29 protein-coding genes and 1 pseudogene are annotated in these 24179 nt (G+C 34.5%); 29 read left to right on the top strand and 1 reads right to left on the bottom strand.

The features are described 5' to 3' along the window. The first annotated feature begins 105 nt into the window (after positions 1-105). The 17 genes and pseudogenes from SB679_RS13555 (at position 106) to SB679_RS13475 (ending at position 9605) form a co-directional block, all read left to right on the top strand. The gene (locus SB679_RS13555; RefSeq protein WP_410702837.1) at positions 106-318 is read left to right on the top strand and encodes a hypothetical protein; all 213 of its coding nucleotides are present in this window, start codon (positions 106-108) and stop codon (positions 316-318) included. Between the two features lie 7 nt (positions 319-325). Then, on the top strand, positions 326-712 hold the full coding sequence (locus SB679_RS13550; protein ID WP_410702836.1) for a hypothetical protein: 387 nt from the start codon (positions 326-328) through the stop codon (positions 710-712). 46 nt (positions 713-758) lie between these two features. Continuing rightward, complete coding sequence (locus tag SB679_RS13545; protein WP_410702860.1) at positions 759-1490, top strand: polymorphic toxin-type HINT domain-containing protein; 732 nt, start codon at positions 759-761, stop codon at positions 1488-1490. A 10-nt stretch (positions 1491-1500) separates the two neighbouring features. Next, positions 1501-1776: a hypothetical protein gene (locus SB679_RS13540; protein ID WP_410702835.1), complete on the top strand. Its 276-nt coding sequence runs from the start codon at positions 1501-1503 to the stop codon at positions 1774-1776. Positions 1777-1842: 66 nt separating this feature from the next. Further along, positions 1843-1899: pseudogene (locus SB679_RS13535) on the top strand (hypothetical protein); the annotation flags it as partial. 36 nt (positions 1900-1935) lie between these two features. After that, the gene (locus tag SB679_RS13530; protein ID WP_410702834.1) at positions 1936-2118 is read left to right on the top strand and encodes a hypothetical protein; all 183 of its coding nucleotides are present in this window, start codon (positions 1936-1938) and stop codon (positions 2116-2118) included. Positions 2119-2215: 97 nt separating this feature from the next. Further along, on the top strand, positions 2216-2830 hold the full coding sequence (locus tag SB679_RS13525) for a hypothetical protein (protein ID WP_410702833.1): 615 nt from the start codon (positions 2216-2218) through the stop codon (positions 2828-2830). 77 nt (positions 2831-2907) lie between these two features. Further along, positions 2908-3312: a hypothetical protein gene (locus SB679_RS13520; RefSeq protein ID WP_410702832.1), complete on the top strand. Its 405-nt coding sequence runs from the start codon at positions 2908-2910 to the stop codon at positions 3310-3312. Positions 3313-3317: 5 nt separating this feature from the next. Further along, complete coding sequence (locus tag SB679_RS13515) at positions 3318-3626, top strand: hypothetical protein (protein WP_410702831.1); 309 nt, start codon at positions 3318-3320, stop codon at positions 3624-3626. Continuing rightward, positions 3623-3922, top strand: a complete 300-nt coding sequence (locus tag SB679_RS13510) for a hypothetical protein (protein ID WP_410702830.1) — start codon at positions 3623-3625, stop codon at positions 3920-3922. Before SB679_RS13515 ends, SB679_RS13510 begins: the two co-directional genes overlap by 4 nt. 59 nt (positions 3923-3981) lie before the next feature. Beyond that, positions 3982-4230 (top strand): hypothetical protein, encoded by a 249-nt coding sequence (locus tag SB679_RS13505; RefSeq protein WP_410702859.1) that lies wholly within the window; start codon positions 3982-3984, stop codon positions 4228-4230. A gap of 147 nt (positions 4231-4377) precedes the next feature. Beyond that, positions 4378-4821, top strand: coding sequence for a 6-carboxytetrahydropterin synthase QueD (queD, locus tag SB679_RS13500; protein WP_410702829.1), 444 nt, complete (start codon positions 4378-4380; stop codon positions 4819-4821). 26 nt (positions 4822-4847) lie between these two features. Beyond that, positions 4848-5618, top strand: a complete 771-nt coding sequence (locus SB679_RS13495) for a UDP-2,3-diacylglucosamine diphosphatase (protein WP_034709906.1) — start codon at positions 4848-4850, stop codon at positions 5616-5618. Between the two features lie 203 nt (positions 5619-5821). After that, entirely contained in the window at positions 5822-6808 is a 987-nt protein-coding gene (locus SB679_RS13490; protein ID WP_410702828.1) for an acyl transferase, read from the top strand. A gap of 52 nt (positions 6809-6860) precedes the next feature. Next, the gene (locus tag SB679_RS13485) at positions 6861-7406 is read left to right on the top strand and encodes a hypothetical protein (RefSeq protein ID WP_410702827.1); all 546 of its coding nucleotides are present in this window, start codon (positions 6861-6863) and stop codon (positions 7404-7406) included. A 165-nt stretch (positions 7407-7571) separates the two neighbouring features. Continuing rightward, positions 7572-8762: a hypothetical protein gene (locus tag SB679_RS13480; RefSeq protein ID WP_410702826.1), complete on the top strand. Its 1191-nt coding sequence runs from the start codon at positions 7572-7574 to the stop codon at positions 8760-8762. Positions 8763-8789: 27 nt separating this feature from the next. Then, the gene (locus SB679_RS13475) at positions 8790-9605 is read left to right on the top strand and encodes a hypothetical protein (protein ID WP_410702825.1); all 816 of its coding nucleotides are present in this window, start codon (positions 8790-8792) and stop codon (positions 9603-9605) included. Between the two features lie 96 nt (positions 9606-9701). Here SB679_RS13475 and aqpZ read toward each other — a convergent pair whose 3' ends face one another. Beyond that, complete coding sequence (gene aqpZ / locus SB679_RS13470) at positions 9702-10412, bottom strand: aquaporin Z (RefSeq protein ID WP_317741148.1); 711 nt, start codon at positions 10410-10412, stop codon at positions 9702-9704. A 218-nt stretch (positions 10413-10630) separates the two neighbouring features. Here aqpZ and SB679_RS13465 point away from each other — a divergent pair, with 218 nt between their 5' ends. The 12 genes from SB679_RS13465 to SB679_RS13410 all read left to right on the top strand — a co-directional run bounded on the left by SB679_RS13465 (position 10631) and on the right by SB679_RS13410 (position 24132). Beyond that, on the top strand, positions 10631-11251 hold the full coding sequence (locus SB679_RS13465) for a DUF5715 family protein (RefSeq protein ID WP_410702824.1): 621 nt from the start codon (positions 10631-10633) through the stop codon (positions 11249-11251). Between the two features lie 78 nt (positions 11252-11329). Beyond that, a complete protein-coding gene (locus tag SB679_RS13460) occupies positions 11330-12058 on the top strand; it encodes a hypothetical protein (protein ID WP_410702823.1) in 729 nt (242 codons plus the stop codon). Between the two features lie 118 nt (positions 12059-12176). Next, positions 12177-12692, top strand: coding sequence for a hypothetical protein (locus SB679_RS13455; RefSeq protein ID WP_410702822.1), 516 nt, complete (start codon positions 12177-12179; stop codon positions 12690-12692). Positions 12693-12754: 62 nt separating this feature from the next. Next, positions 12755-13471, top strand: a complete 717-nt coding sequence (locus SB679_RS13450; protein WP_410702821.1) for a sensor histidine kinase — start codon at positions 12755-12757, stop codon at positions 13469-13471. Further along, complete coding sequence (locus SB679_RS13445) at positions 13440-14117, top strand: response regulator (protein ID WP_410702820.1); 678 nt, start codon at positions 13440-13442, stop codon at positions 14115-14117. Before SB679_RS13450 ends, SB679_RS13445 begins: the two co-directional genes overlap by 32 nt. Positions 14118-14277: 160 nt before the next feature. Continuing rightward, positions 14278-15600, top strand: coding sequence for a T6SS phospholipase effector Tle1-like catalytic domain-containing protein (locus tag SB679_RS13440; protein WP_410702819.1), 1323 nt, complete (start codon positions 14278-14280; stop codon positions 15598-15600). Positions 15601-16101: 501 nt separating this feature from the next. After that, on the top strand, positions 16102-18045 hold the full coding sequence (locus tag SB679_RS13435) for an ABC-F family ATP-binding cassette domain-containing protein (RefSeq protein WP_410702818.1): 1944 nt from the start codon (positions 16102-16104) through the stop codon (positions 18043-18045). A 209-nt stretch (positions 18046-18254) separates the two neighbouring features. Continuing rightward, positions 18255-18611, top strand: a complete 357-nt coding sequence (locus SB679_RS13430; protein WP_410702817.1) for a hypothetical protein — start codon at positions 18255-18257, stop codon at positions 18609-18611. Between the two features lie 243 nt (positions 18612-18854). Beyond that, complete coding sequence (locus SB679_RS13425; protein WP_410702816.1) at positions 18855-21248, top strand: TonB-dependent receptor; 2394 nt, start codon at positions 18855-18857, stop codon at positions 21246-21248. Between the two features lie 19 nt (positions 21249-21267). Next, entirely contained in the window at positions 21268-21855 is a 588-nt protein-coding gene (locus tag SB679_RS13420; RefSeq protein ID WP_410702815.1) for a hypothetical protein, read from the top strand. 139 nt (positions 21856-21994) lie between these two features. Beyond that, positions 21995-23329: a trigger factor gene (locus SB679_RS13415; RefSeq protein ID WP_410702814.1), complete on the top strand. Its 1335-nt coding sequence runs from the start codon at positions 21995-21997 to the stop codon at positions 23327-23329. A gap of 116 nt (positions 23330-23445) precedes the next feature. Continuing rightward, entirely contained in the window at positions 23446-24132 is a 687-nt protein-coding gene (locus SB679_RS13410) for a hypothetical protein (RefSeq protein WP_410702813.1), read from the top strand. Positions 24133-24179 lie beyond the last annotated feature (47 nt).

Here is a 24179-nt window from a genome sequence, read left to right as displayed (position 1 = left end):
GGGTATTTAAACAGATATACAAAACATATATCCTATAAAAATCACAAGATTAGACCCCATCAAAAACAATCAACATATACTACTGCAAAGGAACTAGCTAAAACGATGCTTCAAAATGGATTTAAAAAAGGAACTACTGTTAGATTAATTTCATGTAGAACTGGAGTTTTTGGAAATGGTGTTGCTTATCAATTATCTAGATATTTAAAATCACCAGTAACTGCGCCTACTAATTTAGTCAGGGTATTAGAGGATGGTAGCTATCAAGTTTTTGGAAATGGTCGATTTAGAACATTTTTTAATACAACAATAAAATAAATTAGACATGAAGTATATTGGATTTATAAAAGAGTACAATAATATTCCTGAAAGTTTTCCATTGAGTACTTATAGGAATCAAAATGGCAATAATAAAGAGATCGAAAGTATTATTAATTACTTAAAAAATGGAAATATTGCACTAAGTTGGATGGGCGTATTTATTGATGCAGAGAATAAAAATTTTATTGCCCCCCAAATTTATTATACTGATGGAGAATGGATTTGGCCATCATATTTGGTTTATTATTTAGAAAGAGACAAATTTTTCGATTTAGGAAAAGAATTTATGGATAACTTAAAAGAAAAAAAATATATCCCAAAAGTTATTTTAAAAGAAGAATTATCTGAAATTGAAAATAGCTTTTCTCAAAAATTAGAAAAGTATCTTTAAAATATTATTTAATAACAAATTAGAGTATTGATTTTTCAATACTCTAATTTTATTATGTTTCAAAAAAGGGATCCTTGTTGCCATAAAAAACAGTAAAAAAAAGATTAAAAATACTAAAGTAAATGATCTTGTATGGAGCTACAATGAAGAAACAGGTAAAAAAGAACTGAAAAAAGTAGTTGAGCTATCCCGTAATACTTCTTCTTCATTAGTGAAAATCTCTGTAAACGGTACGGAAATTACCTGTACACCGGAACACCCTTTCTATGTAAACGGAAACTGGATAGAAGCTAAAAATCTTACAAAAGGAACACTTCTAACCATATTAGACGGAACAACTTCTCCTGTAGAATCTATTAATTTCTTGGATGAAAAGGTAAAAGTCTATAACTTTGAGGTTGAAGGCAACCATAATTATTATGTTTCTGAGAAAGGGATTTTGGTGCATAATGATTGTGGAATTAATGCAATTATTGAGGCAATGCCTTCATCTTTTAAGAAAATATATCAATGTAAAGAATTTGCCGCAGAATTAATGGCAAGAATGACTGGACAGGGTATGAAAGGAGAAATGGTTGTTTTAAAATCTGATACTGGATATATCTGGTCTGAAACTTTAGGTAGAAATATTTCAACGAATGGAGATCATGTAGGTGTAAAAGTAGGTAATATGATATATGATAATATGTTTCCTAAAGGTGTACAATATAATCAATGGCTGTACGATTTAGGAGTTGGATTTCCTAAAATGCAACCTCCAGTAGTAAGTCCTTTTTAAATTTTAAATAATGAATATAGAAGAATTATTACCGTACATTGAGAAAAGACCTCAAATGTATTTTCGTGAAAAAAATGTACTCTTTTTAGAAGCATTCTTAGGTGGTTTTTTTTTAAATGAACATTCTAAAGATGATTTTAGATATGATTTTTATAATTGGCTACAAAAAAAGTTCAATCTAGAAAATAATTTGACTTGGGCGGATTTTATAGAAATAATAAGTCAGAACGAAAATTTAAATTCAGTAGATGTATTCTTTAGAGAATATCATTTATTTAAAAAATAGCTATAACTATTTAAGTATTCCCTTGTTAAAATGGCAAGGGAATTTTTATAGAAAGTAAAAGTCTATAACTTTGAAGTTGAAGGTAACCATAATTATTATGTTTCTGAGAAAGAGATTTTGGTACATAATACATGTTGGACGGAAAGACTTGGTATGTTTATGGAATATGCTGCAAATATTGAAACAAAATCACTTACTTCTCAAGAGGCTACTATAAATCATTTAGAAAGTGTATTCAAAATCCTTGATAAAACAAGAACAGATGATAGAATAATTAAATTAATTGGAGAAGGAGCTAAAAATGTTGAACGAGGACTCAATAATTCTAAAGTTATACACTAAGCAGGAGAGATAGGAAAGAATTATACAGAGGTATTTCTTGATGGTGGTTTTCAGATAATTAGAGATGGTAAAGTTGTTATAAGTAAAGTTAAATAAGATGATAGAAAAACTTAAATATGCCTTATTCAGTATTTCCGATTATGATATTTATCGAAAATATTTCCAAACTAAAGATAGCATAACAATTTATTATAAAAATGTTATTGTTAAGGCAACAAATGATGAAATTTCAGTATTCTATGATTCTGAAGAGCATTTTGTTACAAAAGGGTTAAAATATTTAGATAAAAATAATACACTAAAACTTTTTACTGATATTCCTGCTGCAATTGATTATATGAGTTATCTTTCATTAGTGACATTAGATATTAGATATACATTATATCATTATTTTTTGTTCAAATCAAATGAATCAGAAATAGATTATAAGTCTATCTCATTTGTACTTGTTGGGAGCTATCCAAATTACTCCGAAGAAAATTTAAGTATTCGTTGTGATATAGGAGATTTGACTATTAAGAATAGAAAAGTAAAATACAACTGTTTAATTCTTTTTAATAATGACGGATCATGTAGATTTTCTTTTTACCCAGAAGAACCAGCATGGAACGAAGAAAAAATATGTCCTAAGAGAGATATTGATAAAATTATAGAATATATTCTTAATCTCAATGTTGACAATTACGAAGATATTCCATTAATAGAATCATAAACAAAAAAGAGTAGCTACCAGCTACTCTTTTTACAGTTTTAAAAGGAATAATTTCTCCTGTAGAATCTATTAATTTCTTGGATGAGAAAGTAAAAGTCTATAACTTTGAGGTTGAAGGCAACCATAATTATTATGTTTCTGAGAAAGGGATTTTGGTGCATAATGATTGTTTAGATTGGTTAAGTAAAGCAAAAAGTTTAAGCGTAATAAGAAATGGCTGTGAGATTGTTGCAGACAGAGCCGTAGGAGCATTAGGGAAAGGAGCTGAATATTTACAAATAACACCTAGGCTTGGAAACCAATTGGGTAACGTAGTGGGAGAAAACTCTGGCTGGAGTTGGCATGTTGCAGCAACCAAAAATGGAATGGTGTATGATAGATTAACTGGCTCTGCAGGAATGGCTCTGGAAAAATACATACAGCTATTTGAATATAATTCAGATCTAATGTTTGAAATTGTTTCAAAAAGAACGGTAAAATAATATAAATGGAAACTAAAATTATAGAATTAATACATATCATTAAAAGGCGACCAGGTATGGTTTTTTTCGAAGGATCAAATGCTGTTTTAAAAGACTATATTCATTTTTTTGAAGGTGTTTTTTACAGTTTAGAATTCGCTCTTAATGTAAATTTTGAAAGAGAAATCTCAAAATGGTATCAGGATAAAGTGACATTTAAAGCTCCTAATATGAATTGGTTTGCACAGTTTGACCATATTAATGAGAAATTATCTACGGAAGAAAAAGTTGCAAAATTATTAGATACTTTAGAGGATTTTTTTTTAAAATTATGACTATACACGAAATTTTGCCATATATTGAGCAAAGACCTTTAATGTATTTAAAAACAAAAGATATTTATCTTTTAGATTCATTTATTGGTGGATATTTATCTTGTCAACAAATTCATGATAAGAATTTTAATGATATAAATTTTCAATCTGACTTTCATGAGTGGCTAAGAAAGAAATTTAATTTTGATTTAGGTTTTACTTGGGCTGATTATATTTTTAAGATAAGTCAGAATGAAAATGCGAATTCTGTAGATATTTTTTTTAGAGAGTATTATCTATTTAAAAAAGAACAATAAATATTAAGAAATATTCCTTTACAATATGATAAAGGAATATTTTTATTTAAAAACTAAAAATCTATAACTTTGAAGTTGAGGGCAACCATAATTATTATGTTTCTGAGAAGAATATTCTTGTTCATAATGATTGCGGATTCCTTGATTCTCTTTTAGAAAAAATTGTTTCTATAAATCGAGCAACAGAAGGAGGTGGAGTTTTATTAAATGGTATTCCGTCATCTGCAGTTAATTCTGCTATGTATTATGAAGCTGCCGCAGAACAAGGTACTTCTGAAAACATAAAAGAGATTTGGAAAATTAATTAAGAGTAGGTTTTTTTCCTGCTCTTTTTTATTTTAAATTTGAAGATTATTTTATGGTTTCATTAATAGTTGACACATATTTTGACACAATTAAATTTGATTTAAATTTAATGTTATGAAAACCAGTTATTTAAAAATAGTACATTTAATATGATACGTATTACAAAAATTTTTACATTCGAAACAGCCCACGTGCTGTATAATTACGATGGTAAATGTAAAAATATGCATGGACATTCCTATAAACTGTTTGTGACAGTGAAAGGAAAACCTATTAATGATATGGAAAACCCTAAGAATGGGATGGTTGTAGATTTTGGAGATATTAAAACGATCGTGAAATCTGAAATTGTAGATGTTTGGGATCATGCCGTTTTGCTCAATGCACTTTCTCCACATAAAGAATTGGGGGAAGATTTGGAAGAAAAAGGTCATAAAGTAATTTATTGCAGTTTTCAGCCGACCTGTGAAAATATGCTGTACGCTATTGCTGCTAAAATAAAATCAAAACTTCCTGTAGATATTTCTCTGGCTTACCTTAAGCTTCATGAGACCGAAAATTCTTACGGAGAATGGTTTGCAGAAGATAATTAATAACTGACCTTACAAAATACAAGCCGGTGTTAAAGACAACCATCAATTTAGAACCTGGAAAAAAAGTATACTTCGCATCAGATCAGCATTTCGGTGCGCCGGATCCTAAGCAGAGTAAGGTTCGCGAGGAGAAATTTATCCGCTGGATGGATCAGATCAAAGAAGATGCTCAGGTGTTGTTTCTGATGGGTGATCTTTTTGATTTCTGGCATGAATGGAAACATGTGATCCCGAAAGGATATGTACGTGTTCTTGGCAAAATCGCTGAACTGAAAGACAGAGGGATTCACGTCTATTTTTTTGTAGGAAACCACGATCTCTGGATGAAGGATTATCTGGAAGAAGAGATCGGATGTACTGTTTTTTATAAGAAACAGTATTTTGAAATGGGTGGCAAACAATTTTTATTGGCTCACGGAGATGGTTTGGGACCAGGCGATAAAGGATATAAAAGAATGAAAAAAGTCTTTACCAATCCTGTTGCCCAATGGTTTTTCAAATGGCTGCATCCGGATATTGCTATGAAGATTGCTTTGTACATGTCTCAGAAAAATAAAATGATTTCTGGTGATGAGGACAAAGCATTTCTGGGGGAAGACAAAGAATTTTTGATCATCTATTCCAAAGAAAAGCTGAAGACGCAGAAAATTGATTATTTTATTTATGGACACCGTCATCTTCCCATGGTACTGGATTTGGGACAAGAATCTCAATATATCAACCTTGGAGATTGGATTTCTTACTTTACCTACGGGGTTTTTGAAGAAAAATTTGAATTAAAAACTTTTGACAAATAAGCAAAAAAAATTACCCCTTAAAAGAGGTAACTTTCGAATGGACCGAAATCCACTCTTGTTTTTAATCCATATTCCGATTTTATAATTGCAAGAATTCTACCAAAGTAGAATGTATAATATTAAAAAAATATTAAAAAAAGTTTTTTAGCGAATTGCGTTTCTGAACCAATCAATAAAAGGCCTAAAAAATACTTGTATAAGCATTGAAAAATATATTCAGCATACAAACAGAGCAGGATTTCCTGGAAGCAGCATTGGAAACTTTCCGTTATCAGTATGATCATATTGAGGTGTACAGAAAGTTCGTGGATTTTCTGAAGATCCATCCTGATGAGGTACAGACATTGACAAAAATTCCGTTTTTGCCGATAGAGATGTTTAAAAACCATCAGATACTGGACAAAAATGTCACATCAGACCTCTTTTTTCAAAGTTCAGGAACTACGCAGATGAATTTGTCCAAACATCACATTGCAGATCAGAATATATATCAGGAAAGTATTTATAAAAGTTTTGAGCAGTTTATTGGAAAACCCGAAGATTTTATTTTTCTGGGATTGCTTCCAAGTTATTTGGAGAAACAGCATTCTTCCCTGATTTATATGGTAGATTATCTGATGAAAAAATCTGGTAAACCTGAAAACGGGTATTTCCTTTATAACCATTCGGAGCTTGTGGAACTTTTGAACAGTTTAAACGATAAGAAAGTAATTCTTTTCGGAGTTTCTTTTGCATTACTGGATTTTCTGGACTACTGCCATTCAGAGCAGAACGAACAATCACTCAACTTTCTTGACAATTTAGTGGTGATTGAAACAGGCGGTATGAAAGGCCGAAAAGAGGAGATGACAAAAGACGAACTGCTGAAAATTTTGCAGAACGGCTTTAACACAGAAAAAATCTATTCTGAATATTCCATGACAGAATTGCTTTCCCAGGCATATTCCCTTGGAAATAACGAATATCAATGTCCAAACTGGATGAAGATCATGGTAAGAAATGCTGAAGACCCTTTTTCATACGAAAAAGAAGGAAGAACGGGGGCTATTAATATTATCGATCTGGCGAATATTCATTCCTGTTCATTTATTGCCACTCAGGATCTGGGAAAGGCAGCCGGAGATACCTTTCAGGTGTTGGGAAGAATAGACCATTCTGATATTCGCGGATGCAGTTTGTTGGTTTCATAATAAATAATCACCTGATCCATATTCAAAATTAAAAATCCATAATTATACTAAGGTGCTGAAGATCGAAGAACTTGTCCATGCCTATATCCATTACCACTGCGATTTTGAAAAAGAAATTGTGCTGACCAATCATTTCCAGGCCGATTGGGAAGCGGATATATTAATTATAGATTCAGAAGGGGGCAGTCATGAAATTGAGATTAAACTTTCAAAGAGTGATTTTAAAAACGATTTCAAAAAATCATATATCAATGCTGAAACCGGAGAAAAATTTTTGAAACACGATAAAATATCATGTGGTGATTATGTCTGCAATGCCTTCAGTTTCTTACTTCCAATGGGAATGGTAGATCATAACGCGATTCCGGAACACTGTGGGATTATAGAGTTTTATCATAATGCAGACACCTGGGAAACTGAATTTTATCTGTTACGAAGTCCAAAAAAAGTACATGAAGACTCTTACTGGAAACTGAATGATAAAGATCTGTTTATCCGCAAAATGGCTTTGAATCTGATCCAGCGTAAAATGGAGATTAAAGGAAAACATGAAGAGCTTATTTTTAAAAATCCATTTGATATTAAAAAGAAAAAATAGAAATCCTGTCTGCCGGCAGGATTTTTTTATGCTTTCTTTTGTACATTAGCCCGGCATACATCTGAGTTTTGAATATTGACTCAAATAAACAACAATAGTCTGGTTCAGTGAATTTTACATGAATTATATAACTTTTTAAACCGGTTTCATCAGAAGGAAAAGAATATGAAAGAAATGATTTGCCCTTATTCATGGGATTGCGGAAAAAGATTTGATCCAATAGAACTGAGTAAATTTGATTATAATTTTCTACAATCTGCGGTGGAAAAGAAAATGACTTTCATGATCATTCATTGTCCCAATTGTTCTAGGGAATTTAAGTTTGATACCGTACAGTGGAAAGCGGATGAATTCGGATATTCAAATCCGGAACATTCAAAGAAAAAAGTTAAAAAGACAACAAAGCAATTAGCTGCTGTTCTCAACAAAGCAAAAATTGAAATCCCAGCTCCCTATTTTGAATATCTTACAAGCAATGAGTTTAATTCTCAGGTTTCTGTTTTTTCAGATGAGGAAGATTTTATTCTTTACGACCTTCATGAACTTTGTGAGAAAGTTAAGGTGGATGGGAAGCTCTATTTTACCATTAGCCAGCTGAAAGGATTTACCCAAACACTGCTGGAAGTTATTGGGGATGATCTCCCAAACACACAATATTTACAGTATAAAACCCTGGCGGATTGTTTAACAATTGGTTACGAAAACACAAGGATTTTATACATAGATAATAGCGATCATCATTCTGTACGGATTTTTCATCCTGACGGTGGAGATATTGAAGAAACAGGAATGGTATGTGATGAAATTATTAACCGAAAAAAACAGGTATTTGAAATTATAGATCAATGTACCTGCAAAAATTCCATGAAGAAATTATTCTTTCTCTTTACAATCATAGTATCCAGTATGTCATACGCACAAAAAAAGACTGGGGGTGATCTGTGGTCAGGAAGTTATGTGGTGACCTCAAAAAATGAAAACCAGCATGCTGATACAGATACTTTAATAATTGCAAAAACGGCTGATGCTGATCCGGATAAGATTCCTGCTAAATATGAATCTGATCTGGCGCGTTGGACGCTGACTTCTGCAAAAGGGGGCGATAAAGAAAAACAAATAGTCAACCGTTTTTTATTTGATATAAAAAATAAAAAAGACGCCTATGCAGAATTCGGCTGGACGGATTTACATAAAAGTGGAAAAATGAACTGTATAGACGGCGGCCATTTTTTCATTTGCCAGACCGAACCCAATACGGAAGTCAGATTCAATAAAGAAGAGAAATTTTTTACGAAGACCGGTATTTTTGGAATATGGCTGCATTATGGACTGGTAGAATTAGAAAAAATTAAATAATCGCTGTTTACAAATTAATTATATACAATGAAGAATCTTTTTTTAAGCCTTTTGGTGGTAGTATCAGGAATTTATCAGGCACAGAATTCAGGCAAAACACAAATTTATATTCTGGGGACCGTTCATGAACCTTCAACGATCTTAAATCCACAAATGCTCTTTGAAATCCTGAATACCATACAGCCGGATGTCATCCTGCAGGAGCTTGACAGTGAACAGATGAAAGATTTCCAGAAAGAAAGTATGTCCAAAAATTCAAATGAAGTAAGTGCAGCCTTATTATATTCAAAGAAATATCCGAAAACTCTTAATCTGCCTTTCGAATTTGAAGGAAGAAATCAATATAGAAAAGATAATGGGATGGTTCCTACAGATAATCTCACTATAAAACTGATGGACAGCTTGTACAAAAAAAATGCACTCAGCCCGGTTAATACCATCATTTATGAAAAATATCAGCAGGCCAATACCGCTTTAAAAGATTTTGCCCAGTCAGATATTAAAACATTGAACTCTTTGACTTTTGAATCTGTCAACAGGTACCGTCAGTTTGTGCAGCATCATGAAATACCTAAGGTTTCTAATTCAGAGGAAATTTTTGCCTATAAATTTGTAGTAAAGCCCAACGGAGAAAAGATTTCATACCGTGACGGATACCAGCTTTGGTGCAACTTTTGGGATTTAAGAAACAATACAATGTCCCTGAATATCATTAAAAAAGCAAATGAGTACAAAGGTAAAAAAATCGTAATTCTAACAGGGGTACAGCATAAATATTATCTTAAAGAATTACTTGAGAAATACAACGATGGAAATTATACAGTCGTTGAATATTTTAAATAAAGATGCCATTTTGTTTTGAAAAACAGAACAAAAAATAAACTATCTCAAAACGAGATAGTTTATTTGAAAAATTATTATTTAAAATGTATTGTTACGTTATGCTTCTGCAGTTTCTCTCTGCAATAAGAATTTATAGATTAATCCTCCGGTCACCCCACCTAAAATAGGAGCTACCCAGAATAACCAAAGTTGCGACATCGCAAGTCCGCCTACAAAAACAGCCTGCGAAAGAGATCTCGCCGGGTTTACCGAAGTATTGGTAATAGGAATAGAAATCAAGTGGATTAACGTCAATGCCAAACCAATAGCAATACCTGCAAACTTTCCGTTAGCCCATTTGTCCGTCGCACCTAAAATTACAATCAGGAAAAATGCGGTTAATAAAAACTCAGCCAGGAATGCCGCACCCATGCTGAATGCTTTTCCATTGTACACTGCTTCGCCGTAGAAGTTGGTTGCAAAATCTCCGGGTTTAGAGAAGTCGGTTGCTCCGGCACCGTTAAGGATGACATACAAACATGCCGCTGCAGCAAGCGCTCCTAAACACTGTGCTACAATGTAAGGAACAAGGTCTTTTGCCGGAAATCTTCCTCCCGCCAAAAGTCCGAAAGAAACTGCCGGATTGAAATGACCTCCGGAAATGTGACCGACAGCATACGCCATCGTAAGAACAGTAAGCCCAAAAGCTAAAGCTACCCCTAAAAGGCCAATACCGATGTCTGGAACACCCGCTGCGAAAACTGCGCTACCGCAACCTCCGAAGACAAGCCAAAATGTGCCGAAAAATTCAGCAAAAAATTTTTTTATCATGTTGTTTACTTTAAATGTATTTCAAATGTAAAATTTAAATCTTAAAATAAAAAGATAAATTTGAAAAATATTTCAGATTTCGGGGATGTAAATTTAAATATTCAGCAATTTGGTTTGAAGTTTGTTATGAATTTTGTTTTAGCAGGTTTCTGTTCAGGATTGAATGATATAACATAAATGTTTATCTTTCGTTAATACATTTAAATGCACGGTTAATGAGAAAGTTTCTTTGTTGGGTCTTTGTACCTTTTGTTTATAATTTTCATTATTCGCAAGTCTCTAAAAAGACTTTTCCTTGTTACGACTTTACGCAAGTTCTGAAGGTGGAACCCAGTGCTCTTTATAAACCGCATATTGATGCTTCAAAAAGCTTTGGAGTAACTTTACTGAAAGATGCTAAAATCATACAGAAATATATTAATAACGGAAAGTTTCATAAAGTGAAAAAAACCGGAAAAGGCTACCGCGTCCAAAAACTGGATTACAGCAGAGCTTACATGGTTTCTAAAGCAAAAACAACGCTGGAGAAAATGGGTTCCAGATTCAGTAAAGAAACCAAGGGACATACGTTTACCGTTTCATCGATTACCAGGACACTTGAAGACCAGTGCCGGTTAAGAAGAGTCAATTCTAATGCCTCTTTAGGGATTAGTTCCCATAACTATGGAAATTCTTTCGATATTTCTTATATACGATTCAATGATGTCTTGAAATACAACCCTAAGATGGAGGCTGCTCTGGAGAAAGTTTTAAATTATTATGTGGGTATCGGTAGAATTTATTACATAAAAGAAAGGCAGCAAAGCTGTTATCATGTTACAGTAAGGAATTATTAATTAAAATTCAAATTAATCGGTTTACTTGCATAGCACATTTAGTTTACATAATTTTATGCCACTAAATAAACCATGCTTATGACAACTTTAAACAGAGATGAATATACTCTTGCAACCGCTGAGTGGAGTAGTTGCGTATCTGATTTTACGGCCATTGAAAAATTAATTCCTACCAATTACATTTTTGAAATGCCAAAAGAACAACTCGATTGGATCAGGGAAAACAACCAATACAAAGACTTCTGTACAGAAGTGGGGATCTACAACGATAAACTCATATTGATTTTTTGTCCGCTGGATGATAAAGGCCAGAGAAAAGCAATGTCAGCTTATGCATTCAGTACACTTGGCCCACTTGACGGAACCCTTACGCTTCAGGAAAAACAGGAATACACCATCGTTAAAAATTCTGTGCTTTCGAGTGATCTTCGCAGAGTGGATAATGACGAAAGCATGATTCTGCCTGTTACCGACAGACCTATTATGTCTCAAGATAAAGCTGTTGCGGCTATTGAACTTTGGAGAACTGAAGGAATGGATTGGTTTTACTTAGAATGCACCGAATTTGAAGGAGTTAGAGTATTTAAAAGATTCTACGTGCCTTCAGCGGATTTATGCCTTGACAAACCTGGATTATTACAAATTAAATGTTCATTCGGACTGAAATACAATGATATCTACCAGAGAATGCTGGTGACCCTGATTTTCATTTCTTTCAACCAGCTATTGGAAAATAACGGAAGTTCACAGACTATATCGAATACATACGACTGGTCTCAGCCGTGTCCTCCGATTTGCAGAATATAAAATTTAATAAAAGATAAAGTAAATGGAGGATACTTTTAAAGTAATACTTTATTTGAATAACGGCTTTCTTGTTCTAAGTGCATTAATTGGACTTATAAAATGTAAGCATTTAAAAAATATGGAAAAATGGTATGTGTATTATATCATTTTTCTTTTTTTGATAGAAAGTATTGTCAAAATTTCAATTTATCTTTTACAATTGGAGAATGTAGATTTTCTATATCCTATCTATGTTTCAGGAGAGCTTTTGATACTTGGGATTTTGTTTATAAAGAAATCAAACCTGTCGTATTACTGGTATATTCCTATTGTAGCTGCCATCGGCTATTTCCTCATTGGAAACAATATGGGAACGAATGAGCTTAAAAAAGTAATTTCAAATATCATCGTGATATCCTTTGTGGGATATTCACTGTTGACTGAAATTAAAAAGACTAAAATCAATGACCGGTTCCTGTTGGTGGATGCCTTTATATTCCTGTATTATGCAGTCTCGGTATTTGTGTTTTTTCTGCTCCGGCAGCTTAAAACATTCTCCAATGATGAGGTGTACATGATCTGGAACGTCAATAACCTCCTCTGCTGCTTTTTATATATATCAATCATTTATACCTTTTTAAAATTAAAGAAATAACCTTAAATATCGGCTTTTTTATTACTTTGATTATTGTCCTGATAATTATTGTAGTCTTTGTTTTGCTGGCGTATAAATTTTTTATCGACCGTATTATCAAAGAAAAAAATGCCCAATACGAAGCAGATGTTCTTCACCAGAAAAAGCTGGTGCTGGAAAATATCAAGGCCCAGGAAGAAGAAAGAAAAAGGATCGCGGTAATGATCCATGACGATATCGGAAACCGGCTTAATATCCTTTCCTTATGGCTTAATAATCTGGATACCAATGGCGATGATCTGATTAAAAAAAATATCCATACGCAGATGTCGTCCCTGATTGATGCCGCCAGAAGCATTTCCCATTCATTGTACCCTGTCAACCTGGAATCCGTAGGTTTTGTATTGTATGTGGAAGAATTGATCACCAATCTTGCCCATAAAATTAATATTTCCCTGCATGTAGTACCGGGATATGAAAAGAAAGATATTTTTGTGGAAGTTCAGCTGTACAGAATTATTCAGGAGTTTACGACCAACGTTATCAAGCATTCCACGGCAACAGATCTATGGATCTATATAAGAGACTATCCGCAGGATATGGCGGTGGTAATTTCCGATAACGGACAAGGATTTGATTATGATCTCGTAAAAAAAGGAATGGGGATTAAAAATATTGAATCCAGGATCAAATCAATGAATGCTTCCCACAAATGGAAAAGCACATTACATAAAGGAAGCCGTTTAATCATTAAAATTCCAAAAAACCATGAATTCCCAAATCAAAATAGCCTTAATTGACGATGAACAGCTGATCCTGGAAGGAGTCAAAATGCTGTTGTCAAATGAAAAAAACATATCAGTAAGCCTTACTTCAGGCAACGGACCTGAGTTTATTGAAAATCTGAAAAACCTTACCGCCGAGAAATTTCCGGATATTGCCCTGGTAGATGTACAGATGCAGCCCATGAACGGATTTGAGCTGGTAGAAATTCTTAAAGAAAAATACCCTAATTTAAAGATTATTATTCTTTCCTCCCACTACAAAACCTCTATTTTGGGATATATGGTCAAATTGGGTGTGTCCGCATTTCTTCCTAAAAATTCAGATAAAAAAACATTTATAGAAGCCATAACAACGGTCTATAAAAATGGAGTTTTCTTCACAGCGGAAGACCACCAGATGCTCTTTTCCTACATGAACAGCTCTGCGAAAAAGAAATCCCTGTTTGAAATGGAAGATGAGCTTTCCGAGCGTGAAAAAGATGTGGTAAAGCTGATTTGCCAGGAATTTACCAACAACGAGATCGCGGAAAAGCTTTTTATCAGCCCTAGAACAGTAGAAAGCCACCGTCAGCGTATTCTCGAAAAGATAGGAGCCAAGAATACCGTCGGCATAGTTATTTATGCCATTATAAACAATATATATTCGCTTGAAAAAATATAATTCCGTAGAAATACGGAATTTTTTATTTAGTTGTTTTTACGCTAGTAATCTTTTTTTTTCCGCCGTTAATTTGAAACATTAGTTTGATGGAGCTTTACAGGCCGGCGGAGAACGAAAATATACATAAGAAAGTATAAAATAATTAAAGCGAAACACACAGATGGGAAACGACAATATTGTACCTGTAGGAATTTTTTTCGATGGAACCGGGAATAACGGGATCAATGCCTCTGCAGCAGATAAACTTCCTAAAACTAATGAAAGTTATTACGGTGCCTGTACCAATATTTTTAAACTGTTCAATCTGTTTACCGGAGATCAGAAATTATATGTAGAAGGAATAGGTACAATGACAGGAGAAGAAGACAGCAATATAGCGATGGCCACTTGTGCAAATCCGCCCGGATGTGAAGGGTATTCTTCAGATGATAAACTTAATAAGGCGTACAGCTTTGTTCAGGAGATTATCAATGATCCTACTCAACAATATCAGTTTTATATTTTTGGATTCAGCAGAGGCTGTATGCTGGCAAGGAATTTCTGTAACCAGCTGCTGGCAAAATATCCGTCCGCAGATATTACCATTAAGTTTCTGGGTGTTTTTGATACCGTAGAATCCAAACCTTTTAACGATTACAATGTCAATGTACCCCAGGAAGTAGAAAATGCCCTTCATTTATGCGCGGTAAATGAATGCAGATTCTTTTTTCCGCTTACCGGTTTTTTTGAAACCTCAAAAAACGGACAGGATACCGAATGTACAACTGGGACCTCTGTTTGGAAAGAAGTTTTTGTTCCGGGAGCCCATGCAGATGTAGGAGGAGGATATCTGGAAACCTCACAGTCGGTCTACATCTCTACAGACTTTATCAACAGCAATGATTTGCATGATTATGTTGCAGATGTGAGAAATGCAAAAACAGATGCTGAAGGAAATAAAATTTGGGATTCACTGCTTTCCGGCTATCAGATAGATTCGGGAGAAGCGCTTTCTCAGGCATATGTTTCCAGAGATAATGTGTATCAGGACCTTTCTAAAGTGTACGGACGATTAATGTTGGAAGAAGCTAATACAGAATCAGAGATATTCAGTACAACGTTTAGTCTGGCAGATTTTGAAATCGATCCGAAGCAGCATGGATTATTAATTGAACTGTATACAGCACTGGAACCATATCTTAAAAATCTTTCAAAAAATCTAAAGCCTGCTTATCATTACAGTCAGCTGGCAGATTACACCCATATTTCAGCCAATTTTGGCCTGTATAGTAACGATTTACTCTTACGGTCTGGAGAAAATATTGATGCTGAGCTGATCAATAACGGATTAAACGTTCCCAGTATTACCTCTGCAGATCATGAAACCCGCTTAAGAGTATCTACAGATCTGCATCTTCCGGAAGACAGTCTCATCACAGACTTTCTGTATGGAACCAATGTTCCGAATAATGATATTTGGAGCCGTTCAATACTCATGAAATAAAAAATTAAATATAATAATGTTAGTAATTTTTCAGTTTTAAATTTAGGTTGTGTAAAAGGGGTGTCTGGCAGGATACCCCTTTTTTTAAGAGAGATTTTCAAAAAAATAGTCTGCTAAAATCCAGAATTGTAATCTTGTACCGTAAAAATACGGATGTTTAATTGGGTATTTATACGATAGGATTTAGTTTTTAATTGTAGTTATTTTGAATGATTATGTATACGAAACATTAAAGAAAAAATAATCAAAACTATGTATCTCTATATCAATAAAAAATAACAGAGAAAATTAGTTGGAAAATTAGTAAAATAGTAAACGAAGGAGGCATTTTCCTTACAATTGTATACTATCCAAAGAGGATTTCATATAAAATATATAAGTTTTTAATAGAGAAAGGTTGTTCCTCCGGGGCAGCTTTTTTTTATTTCCGACTATTCATTTCTTTTTCCGTATTTTTGCACCCGAAAAATATTCAGTATTAATTCTTAATAATATCATTAAATGCTTTCTGTTCAAGGTCTAGGATTACATCATTCGGGAAACTATTTGTTTCAAAATGTGAATTTTACAATTAAAAAGGATGATAAAGTGGGTTTGGTAGGTAAAAATGGAGCGGGAAAATCCACTTTATTGAAAATGCTTTCCAAAGAAATTACTTTTTTTGAAGGAGTGGTGGTTCCTGAAGGAAACATCACCATTGGTTTCCTGAAACAGGATCTTGATTTTGTGAAAGGAAGAACTGTGTGGGATGAAACCATGCAGGCATTTGAGCAGATCAATGCATGGAAAAATGAGCTTGAAGAAGTGAATCACCAGCTGGCAACAAGAACAGACTATGAAAGCGATGCCTATACGGACCTGATTAATAAAATGACGGAGCTTAATGATCTGTTGATGCATCATGATGCTTACAATCTGGAAGGTGATATTGAAAAAGTATTATTTGGGTTAGGATTCAAAGCCAGTGATTTCGGAAAAATAACCGATGAATTCTCCGGAGGTTGGAGAATGAGAATCGAATTGGCAAAACTTCTTCTTCAAAAGAATGATTTAATGCTTCTCGATGAGCCTACCAACCACCTGGATATGGAATCGATCATTTGGTTAGAGAACTTCCTGAAAGATTATCCCGGTGCCATTGTCCTGGTAAGTCACGATAAACAGTTTATGACTGCGGTTTGTAACAGAACTTTTGACGTGAATAACAGGAAAGTGGATGATTATAAAACCAATTATACTAAATATCTGGTGATGCGTGAAGAGCGTCGTGAAAAACTGATTCAGGCTAAAAAGAACCAGGATGCCGAAATCAAGCAAATGGAAGACAACATTAATAAGTTCCGTGCAAGTGCAACCAAAGCATCTTTTGCCCAGTCACTTATTAAGAAATTAGATAAAATAGACCGTATTGAAGTTGATAATGAAGACGTTTCAAAATTCAATATCCGTTTCGTTCAATCCGTTGTTCCCGGAAAAGTAATTTTCGAAGCGAACCATCTGGGGAAAGCATACGGGAAAAAACAGATTTTTGACGAAGTAGATTTCATTGTTCAGAGAGGAGATAGAATTGCTCTTCTTGGTCAGAACGGACAGGGAAAAACAACCCTGGCTAAAATTCTTGCCGGAGATATCAAAGACTACTCAGGAACCTGGAATTTAGGACATAATGTAAATATTGGTTACTTCGCACAGAATCAGGAAGAAGTGTTGACCCCTAATAAAACAGTGTTAGAAGAAGCTGAAGATTCTGCAACGGAAGACACCCGTCCAAGAGTAAGAGATTTATTAGGATCTTTCTTATTTCAGGGAGAGGCGGTGAATAAAAAAACAAAAGTGCTTTCCGGAGGGGAAAGAAACCGTCTGGCGCTTTGTAAATTGTTGCTGCGTCCTTTCAACACGTTGATTATGGATGAGCCGACCAATCACCTGGATATTCAGTCTAAGGAAATTATTAAGCTGGCGTTACAGAAATTTGAAGGAACTTTAATTGTAATCTCTCACGACAGAGAATTCCTTCAGGGACTTTGTGATAAAATCTATGAATTCCGTGATGGGAAAATGAAAGAATTCCTGGGAAGTGTCAATGAATACCTTGAGTTCAGACAGAAAGAATCCATCAGAGAAATCTCCGCTGAAAAAGCAAAACTTCACAATGAAGACGAAAAAGAAGAAGTAAGGGTTAAAGCTGAAGCAAAAGCAGAGGTAAAACCGATTCCAGCTAGTCAGCAGTCTGCAATACTGAGTAAAGAACATAAAAACATCCAGAATAAACTAAAAAAAGTAGAAGATAAAATTTCTGAGCTTGAAACAGCCATAGAAGGAATGGAAGCTACTTTCACCAAAGAAAATCCTTCTGAAGAAACGCTGGCTAAATACAATGCGACCAAAGAAGAATTGGAGCTTGCTCTTCAGGAGTGGGAATATTTGGGATCTCAGTTAGATTAATAAAAATCAATGATATAAAATACTTTGGCTTCGTTCAGTATGAGACGGATGTAAGTACTTAATAAAAGTATGAGCAGACATGTGATACTGAACAAAGCAGAGGTGTTTGTAACAAAACAGTAATCGCTTCGACGTATTGTAAGTAAGTTTTACTAAGCATTTAGGAAACTTAATGTAAAATTTAAATTATTATTTCATATTTTTGACATATGATTTTTAAAGAAAGCAGAATTTTAAAGAGTTTTATCTCCAAGCTTTTGTTTGGGATATACTTTATTGCGCTGTTTTCTCAAAGTTTTCACCATCATGATTCTGTAGATTATTTTAAGAATTTTAATCTTAAAAAAACAGAAAATACCCTTGCAAAAAATACCAACAAAGAAAAAGTCGGCGATTGTCTGGCTTGTCATTTCTTAGCGACAGGGCATACTTTGGTTCCTGAAGAATTTATCTTCAATTTTGAGCACTATACGCAAGAAATAAAGCTGGTTATTGCCATTCAGGAGAAAATATGGTCTCAGACTAAATTTACTTTTCAACTTCGGGGGCCTCCCGCAATTTCATAACTGATAGATTTTAACGGATTTTTATTGAATTTTTAAAAGTAGTATTGATTTTTAATGGCTTTATACCATTAATGATCATAGCGTACTTTAAGAATACCAGGGGTAAATGAATTTTGTAGAAATATAATGTACATAATACATTATACTTTTTACACATTACGAATTGCCTCTTACAAAAAAATCTACCCAACAAATTTTTACAAAAATGTACTTTTTAAAGAGTACACAATCAATCTATTTACAATGAAATTGATATATAGTTTATTGTTGATCCTTTGTGGATTAGCACTTACAAACGCACAGAAAACTTACACTGTAGAAGGAACTGTTCAGGATTTCCATGACAAAAGCAAGCTTGAAAACGCAGTCGTGAAAATTGGTGATTTTACGACCAAAACAGATGAAAAAGGTAAGTTTTCACTCAACAAAGTTCCTGCGGGAACCTATATTCTCATTGCAAAGCATCCTGATTGTAATGATTATACTGAAAATATAGGAGTTACCAAGGATCTTCATATTACCATTACCCTGGAGCATCACAGCCATGATATTGAAACTGTGACACTGCACGGAAGCCATAAAAATAACGGAAGTATCGTCGTGAAGACGTTGGATAAAGCAACGATTTCCAGAAATGTTACCGAAAATCTAGGAAACCTGCTCACCAATATTTCAGGAGTTAATGTGCTGAAAACAGGGAATAATATCGCAAAACCTGTTATTCACGGACTGTACGGAAGCCGGGTTTCTATTCTTAATGATGGAGTAAAACTGGCAGAACAGGAATGGGGAGTAGAACATGCACCGAACGTTGACATCAATAATTTTGAACATATTGATGTCATAAAAGGAGCCTCTGCCCTGAAATATGGAAGCGGAGCCATTGGTGGTGTCGTGGTGCTGGAACCTCAGGTCTTACCTAAAAAAGATACCATCATGGGAGCGGTTTCCCTGTCCGGAATCTCTAACGGCCGTGGAGCAAGTCTTAATGTGAAACTGGCGAAAACCTGGGAAAATGGCTGGGCAATTAAAACAAATGGAAGTTTTAAAAGACTGGGCGATTTACAGGCTCCCAATTACGGATTAATGAATACCGGAGTTCAGAGTTCCGGGTTTAATTTTGGAGTTCAGAAATTAACTTTTAACAGTGGGATTTCTTTTGATTATTATTTAACCAACAGCTCTATCGGAATTTTGAGAAGTTCCCATACCGGTTCTGCAGAAGACATGGCCGAAGCCCTTACCAGTAAAGAACCTCTTTACCAAAGAAACTTCAGCTATGATATTGATAATCCAAGACAGGATATAGAGCATCATATTGCTAAAATATCTGCCTACCAGCGGTTTGAGAACTTTGGAAAGATCACCGCAACCTTTAGTTTTCAGTATAATCACAGGAAGGAATATGATATCCGGCGTACGGAGGAACTCAGCAAAACACCGGGATTAGACCTGGAACTGATCACGAACGATTTCAATGTTAATCATTTAATTGAAAGAACAAAATGGAATCTTGAAACAGGAATTAATGGCGGATACCAGAATAATTATTCCAATCCAGACACGGAGGCGAGACGTCTGGTTCCTAATTATGACCGGTTTTATGGCGGTGCTTATTCTGTTTTCAAATATAAATTAACCCCGAAATTGGATGCCGAAGCTGGGGTAAGATATGATTTTGACCGTTATGAAGTGACCAAATGGTACGATTTGAGCGATTGGAACAAATCCTATGCTGCCGATTTCTCCAACTTCGTAGTGAGAGTCAACCAGAACAGAATCCTTACAAAACCGGAACTGAATTATAATAATTTTTCCGGAAATGTAGGCTTTACGTATCATCCGACAAGCAATTTCAATTTGAGACTGAATTATGCGAGAGTCTCCAGGTCTCCCAATGTTGCTGAACTTTTTGCAGACGGACTGCATCATTCTGCAGCCATCATTGAAAAAGGAGATATGAACATTAAAAATGAAACCGGAAACCAGTTTAATCTGGTTGCTGATGCCAAATTCAATGTTCTTGGCGGATTGAATATTTCTGTAAATCCATATTTATTTTATACTAAAAACTTCATTAATCAGGTTCCTACCGGATACAGCAATACCCAATGGGGCGGAGATTTTGTAGTGTACGGATACCAGCAGATTGATGCAAAAATGTATGGTGTGGATCTGGATGTAGCCCTTAAAATCAATGATAATTTATCCTACAAAGGAAGCGGTTCTTATGTATACGGTCAGGATCTTACCCACGATGTTCCCCTTATCATGATGATGCCGGCTAATTTTAATAATTCATTGGAATTCAGCAAAAAAGAATGGCGGAACTTTTATGTTAACGTAAGTAATACAACGGTTCTTAAACAAACGAGATTTCCTGTGTACAATATTTTTGTAAGAAGATATGATACAGACGGGAATCCTTATAAACAGGAAGTAGATATTTCTACTCCTCCAAAGGGATATTCACTTTGGAACCTTCAGGCAGGGGTTAATCTGACTAAAAACTTCGGAGTGGATTTCTCCGTACGAAATGTATTCGACAGCGCTTACAGAGATTATCTGAATAGACTGCGCTTTTTCTCCGATGAAATGGGGAGAAACTTTATACTCACTCTTAAATACCAATTTTAATTAATTAAAATTTAAAAAAATGAAAAATATTTTTAAAAATACAACACTTATAATAGGCCTTTTAATGATTGCTTTTTCTTTAAGCTTAACCTCTTGTAACAGGAGCGATGATGAAAAAGATGATCTTCCGCAGGAAGAACTTTCTGATGTATTGCTGAAAGTAACGGATGCAGCTACACAAGCAACTATAACCTACGATTATCAGGTGAACAGTACAACGAACCCTAATGTGAAATTAGTAGATGGACACACCTACAACGTTGAAGTTATCTTCAAAAATGGTGATGAAGATGCTACAGAAGAGATCAGAACGGCAAAAGACGAGCACTTTTTAGTGTATAACTTTCCCAATTCTGATATCGTAATGACCCGTACGGATGATGCCTCTTCTACAAGAGCAGATAGTAAGCATGTAGGTCTTAAAACAAAATGGGTAGTGAATACAGCTGTGAGAAATGCAGCGGCAACAAGCCAGTTGGTTCTTACGTTATACCATGAGCCGGTAAGTGTTTCCGAAGCTTCGGCAGTAAGTGGAAATGGAGTAGTGTATGGAATCCAGTCAGGAGGAGAAACAGATGCCCAGGCTTTATACAATATTATTAATTAAACAGATTGCTGTAAAAATAAAACCGCTGGATTTTTCAGCGGTTTTTTTATTTATAAATATTTGATGGCGAAGAATTTATCTTTAATAGGGTATTTTCATAAAAAATTCATATTTTTGCAACCTAAAATTTTAATCAATAATGAAGGTTACCGCACAAAACCATGATGCCGTAAGTGCATTGCTTACAGTGACATTGGAAAAATCTGACTACAAAGAAAGAGTAGAAAAGCAGTTGATTAATTATGCTAAAAATGCGCAAGTTCCTGGATTCAGAAAAGGGAAAGTGCCTTTAAGTATGGTTAAAAAACAATATGAAGCAGGTATTGCATTCGAAGAAATCAACAAACAAGTGTCTGATGCATTAAACGGATATGTTAACGATAACAAGTTAAGATTAGTTGGACAGCCTGTTCCTCAGCCAGTCAACCAATTGGACTATAATGCTGATCAAATTGAAGTTGCTTTTGAAGTAGGGTATGAGCCTGATTTCACAATAGATTTAGCTAAATATGAAGCACCTCACTACAAAGTAGAAGCTTCTGAAAAAGAAATCAACAAGAGCATCGAAAACATGCAGAAGCGTTTCGCTGAGCAGGTTCCACAAGATAAAATTACTAAAGACTCTTACATTGCTTTAGAAATTTCTCAGGTGGTAGAAGAAGATGCTGAAGGAGAGCACCACCACCACCCAAAGAATGCTACCATTACTGCTGAAAACAAAGAAGCTTTCAAATTGGTAAAAGCTTTGAAAATGGACGGATCTGTAAAAGTTTCAAAAGAAACTCTTGCTGCTGACGAAGAATTAGCTAAAGAATTAGGTTTCACTAAAGAAGAAGTTGAGCACTTACACCACGCTGAAGTTGAAGTTAAAGTAAAAGATTTCTACAGCTTAAACCTGGCAGAACTTAATCAGGAATTATTCGATAAAGTATACGGAGAAGGAAATATCACTTCCGAAGAGCAGCTTAAAGAAAAAGTAAAATCAGAATTAGACGAATATTTCCAGCAAAATGCTGATGTTCACTTTGTGAATAAAGTATTAGAGCAGGTAACAGAGAAAGAAGAAGTAGCACTTCCTGAAGCTTTCCTTGTTAAATGGTTATTATTCTCTAACCAGAATATCCAGTCTGAAGAGCAGGCAAAAGAAATCCTTGAAGCTGAAAAAAGCCAGTTGAGATACCAGATCATCGAAGGTAAATTGATGACTGATAACGAAATCCAGTTGGATTATGCTGATGTTTTAGCTCAGGCTGAGCAGTTGGTAAGAAACCAGTTGGCAATCTACGGAATCCACCACTTAGGGGATGAAGAAATCCAGAAATATGCTGTTGAAATGTTGAAAGACCAGGAGCAGGTAAGACAAATTTCTTCTGAAGTAGCTATGGCTAAATTGAAAGATGTAATTCTTGAAAAAGCTTCCAAAAAAGAAACTGAAATTTCGCATGACGAATTTTTAGAAGAACTTAAGAAATAATTATAGCTGATATAAATATTTGAAGCCGCCAATTTTGGCGGCTTTTTTTATTGACAGACCACACTAATTGTATTTCATTCAATATTCATATATTTACATTCTAAACTTATGTATATATGAAAAAGATAATCATTCCGTTTTTTTGTGCCGTAGTTTTTTCTACTTCAGTAGCCGCACAAAAGGCAAGTACAGCTCCTGCTACAACGGAAGCTACAAAATCTAAATTAACCCCTAAAGAAGTTATTGATAACTATATAAAAGCTTTAGGAGGAAAAGATAAATTAGAAGGTATAAAAACAATCATTACTGATAATACTCTTTCTGTACAGGGAATGGAGATTACCATGACGACTAAAAAAATGGGAAACAAATTTAAGTCCGTACAAAGTGTAATGGGACAGCAGATGACCCAGCTTTTTGATGGTGAAAAAGGATATTTTGACCAAATGGGACAGAAAACAGACATTCCTGCTGATAAAATTGCTGACTTGAAAAAAACCAAAATGATTGATGCTCTAGGATATGATCCGGCCAACTTTCAAACTGTTACGGTTGAGAAGTTAGATGGGAAAGACTACAATGTACTTTCTTCAGACAAAGGGAAATTCTATTTTGATGTTGCTACAGGACTTTTATACACGTCTAATGCTCCTGAAGGAAAAGCAACAGTAAAAAGCTATATGACTGTTGACGGAATTAAATTCCCTGCTGAGATTGAAGCAGAAGGAAGCGGACAGAAAATTAGCATCAAAACAACTAAGGTTGTTCTGAACTCTGGCGTTACCGATGCAGATTTTAAATAAAAAATGTATTTTACAATAGAAAAAGCCGGGTATTTCCCGGCTTTTTT

The sequence above is a fragment of the Chryseobacterium sp. SIMBA_029 genome, from assembly GCF_046535275.1.
Lineage (GTDB): Bacteria > Bacteroidota > Bacteroidia > Flavobacteriales > Weeksellaceae > Chryseobacterium.
This window is presented reverse-complemented; position numbering and strand designations above follow the sequence as displayed.

Coding starts and splice junctions, on each gene's coding strand:
- SB679_RS13555 (WP_410702837.1), top strand. CDS start 106: ATGCTTCAAAATGGATTTAAAAAAGGAACTACTGTTAGATTAATTTCA.
- SB679_RS13550 (WP_410702836.1), top strand. CDS start 326: ATGAAGTATATTGGATTTATAAAAGAGTACAATAATATTCCTGAAAGT.
- SB679_RS13540 (WP_410702835.1), top strand. CDS start 1,501: ATGAATATAGAAGAATTATTACCGTACATTGAGAAAAGACCTCAAATG.
- SB679_RS13530 (WP_410702834.1), top strand. CDS start 1,936: ATGGAATATGCTGCAAATATTGAAACAAAATCACTTACTTCTCAAGAG.
- SB679_RS13525 (WP_410702833.1), top strand. CDS start 2,216: ATGATAGAAAAACTTAAATATGCCTTATTCAGTATTTCCGATTATGAT.
- SB679_RS13515 (WP_410702831.1), top strand. CDS start 3,318: ATGGAAACTAAAATTATAGAATTAATACATATCATTAAAAGGCGACCA.
- SB679_RS13510 (WP_410702830.1), top strand. CDS start 3,623: ATGACTATACACGAAATTTTGCCATATATTGAGCAAAGACCTTTAATG.
- queD (WP_410702829.1), top strand. CDS start 4,378: ATGATACGTATTACAAAAATTTTTACATTCGAAACAGCCCACGTGCTG.
- SB679_RS13480 (WP_410702826.1), top strand. CDS start 7,572: ATGAAAGAAATGATTTGCCCTTATTCATGGGATTGCGGAAAAAGATTT.
- SB679_RS13475 (WP_410702825.1), top strand. CDS start 8,790: ATGAAGAATCTTTTTTTAAGCCTTTTGGTGGTAGTATCAGGAATTTAT.
- SB679_RS13465 (WP_410702824.1), top strand. CDS start 10,631: ATGAGAAAGTTTCTTTGTTGGGTCTTTGTACCTTTTGTTTATAATTTT.
- SB679_RS13460 (WP_410702823.1), top strand. CDS start 11,330: ATGACAACTTTAAACAGAGATGAATATACTCTTGCAACCGCTGAGTGG.
- SB679_RS13455 (WP_410702822.1), top strand. CDS start 12,177: ATGGAAAAATGGTATGTGTATTATATCATTTTTCTTTTTTTGATAGAA.
- SB679_RS13445 (WP_410702820.1), top strand. CDS start 13,440: ATGAATTCCCAAATCAAAATAGCCTTAATTGACGATGAACAGCTGATC.
- SB679_RS13440 (WP_410702819.1), top strand. CDS start 14,278: ATGGGAAACGACAATATTGTACCTGTAGGAATTTTTTTCGATGGAACC.
- SB679_RS13435 (WP_410702818.1), top strand. CDS start 16,102: ATGCTTTCTGTTCAAGGTCTAGGATTACATCATTCGGGAAACTATTTG.
- SB679_RS13430 (WP_410702817.1), top strand. CDS start 18,255: ATGATTTTTAAAGAAAGCAGAATTTTAAAGAGTTTTATCTCCAAGCTT.
- SB679_RS13425 (WP_410702816.1), top strand. CDS start 18,855: ATGAAATTGATATATAGTTTATTGTTGATCCTTTGTGGATTAGCACTT.
- SB679_RS13420 (WP_410702815.1), top strand. CDS start 21,268: ATGAAAAATATTTTTAAAAATACAACACTTATAATAGGCCTTTTAATG.
- SB679_RS13415 (WP_410702814.1), top strand. CDS start 21,995: ATGAAGGTTACCGCACAAAACCATGATGCCGTAAGTGCATTGCTTACA.
- SB679_RS13410 (WP_410702813.1), top strand. CDS start 23,446: ATGAAAAAGATAATCATTCCGTTTTTTTGTGCCGTAGTTTTTTCTACT.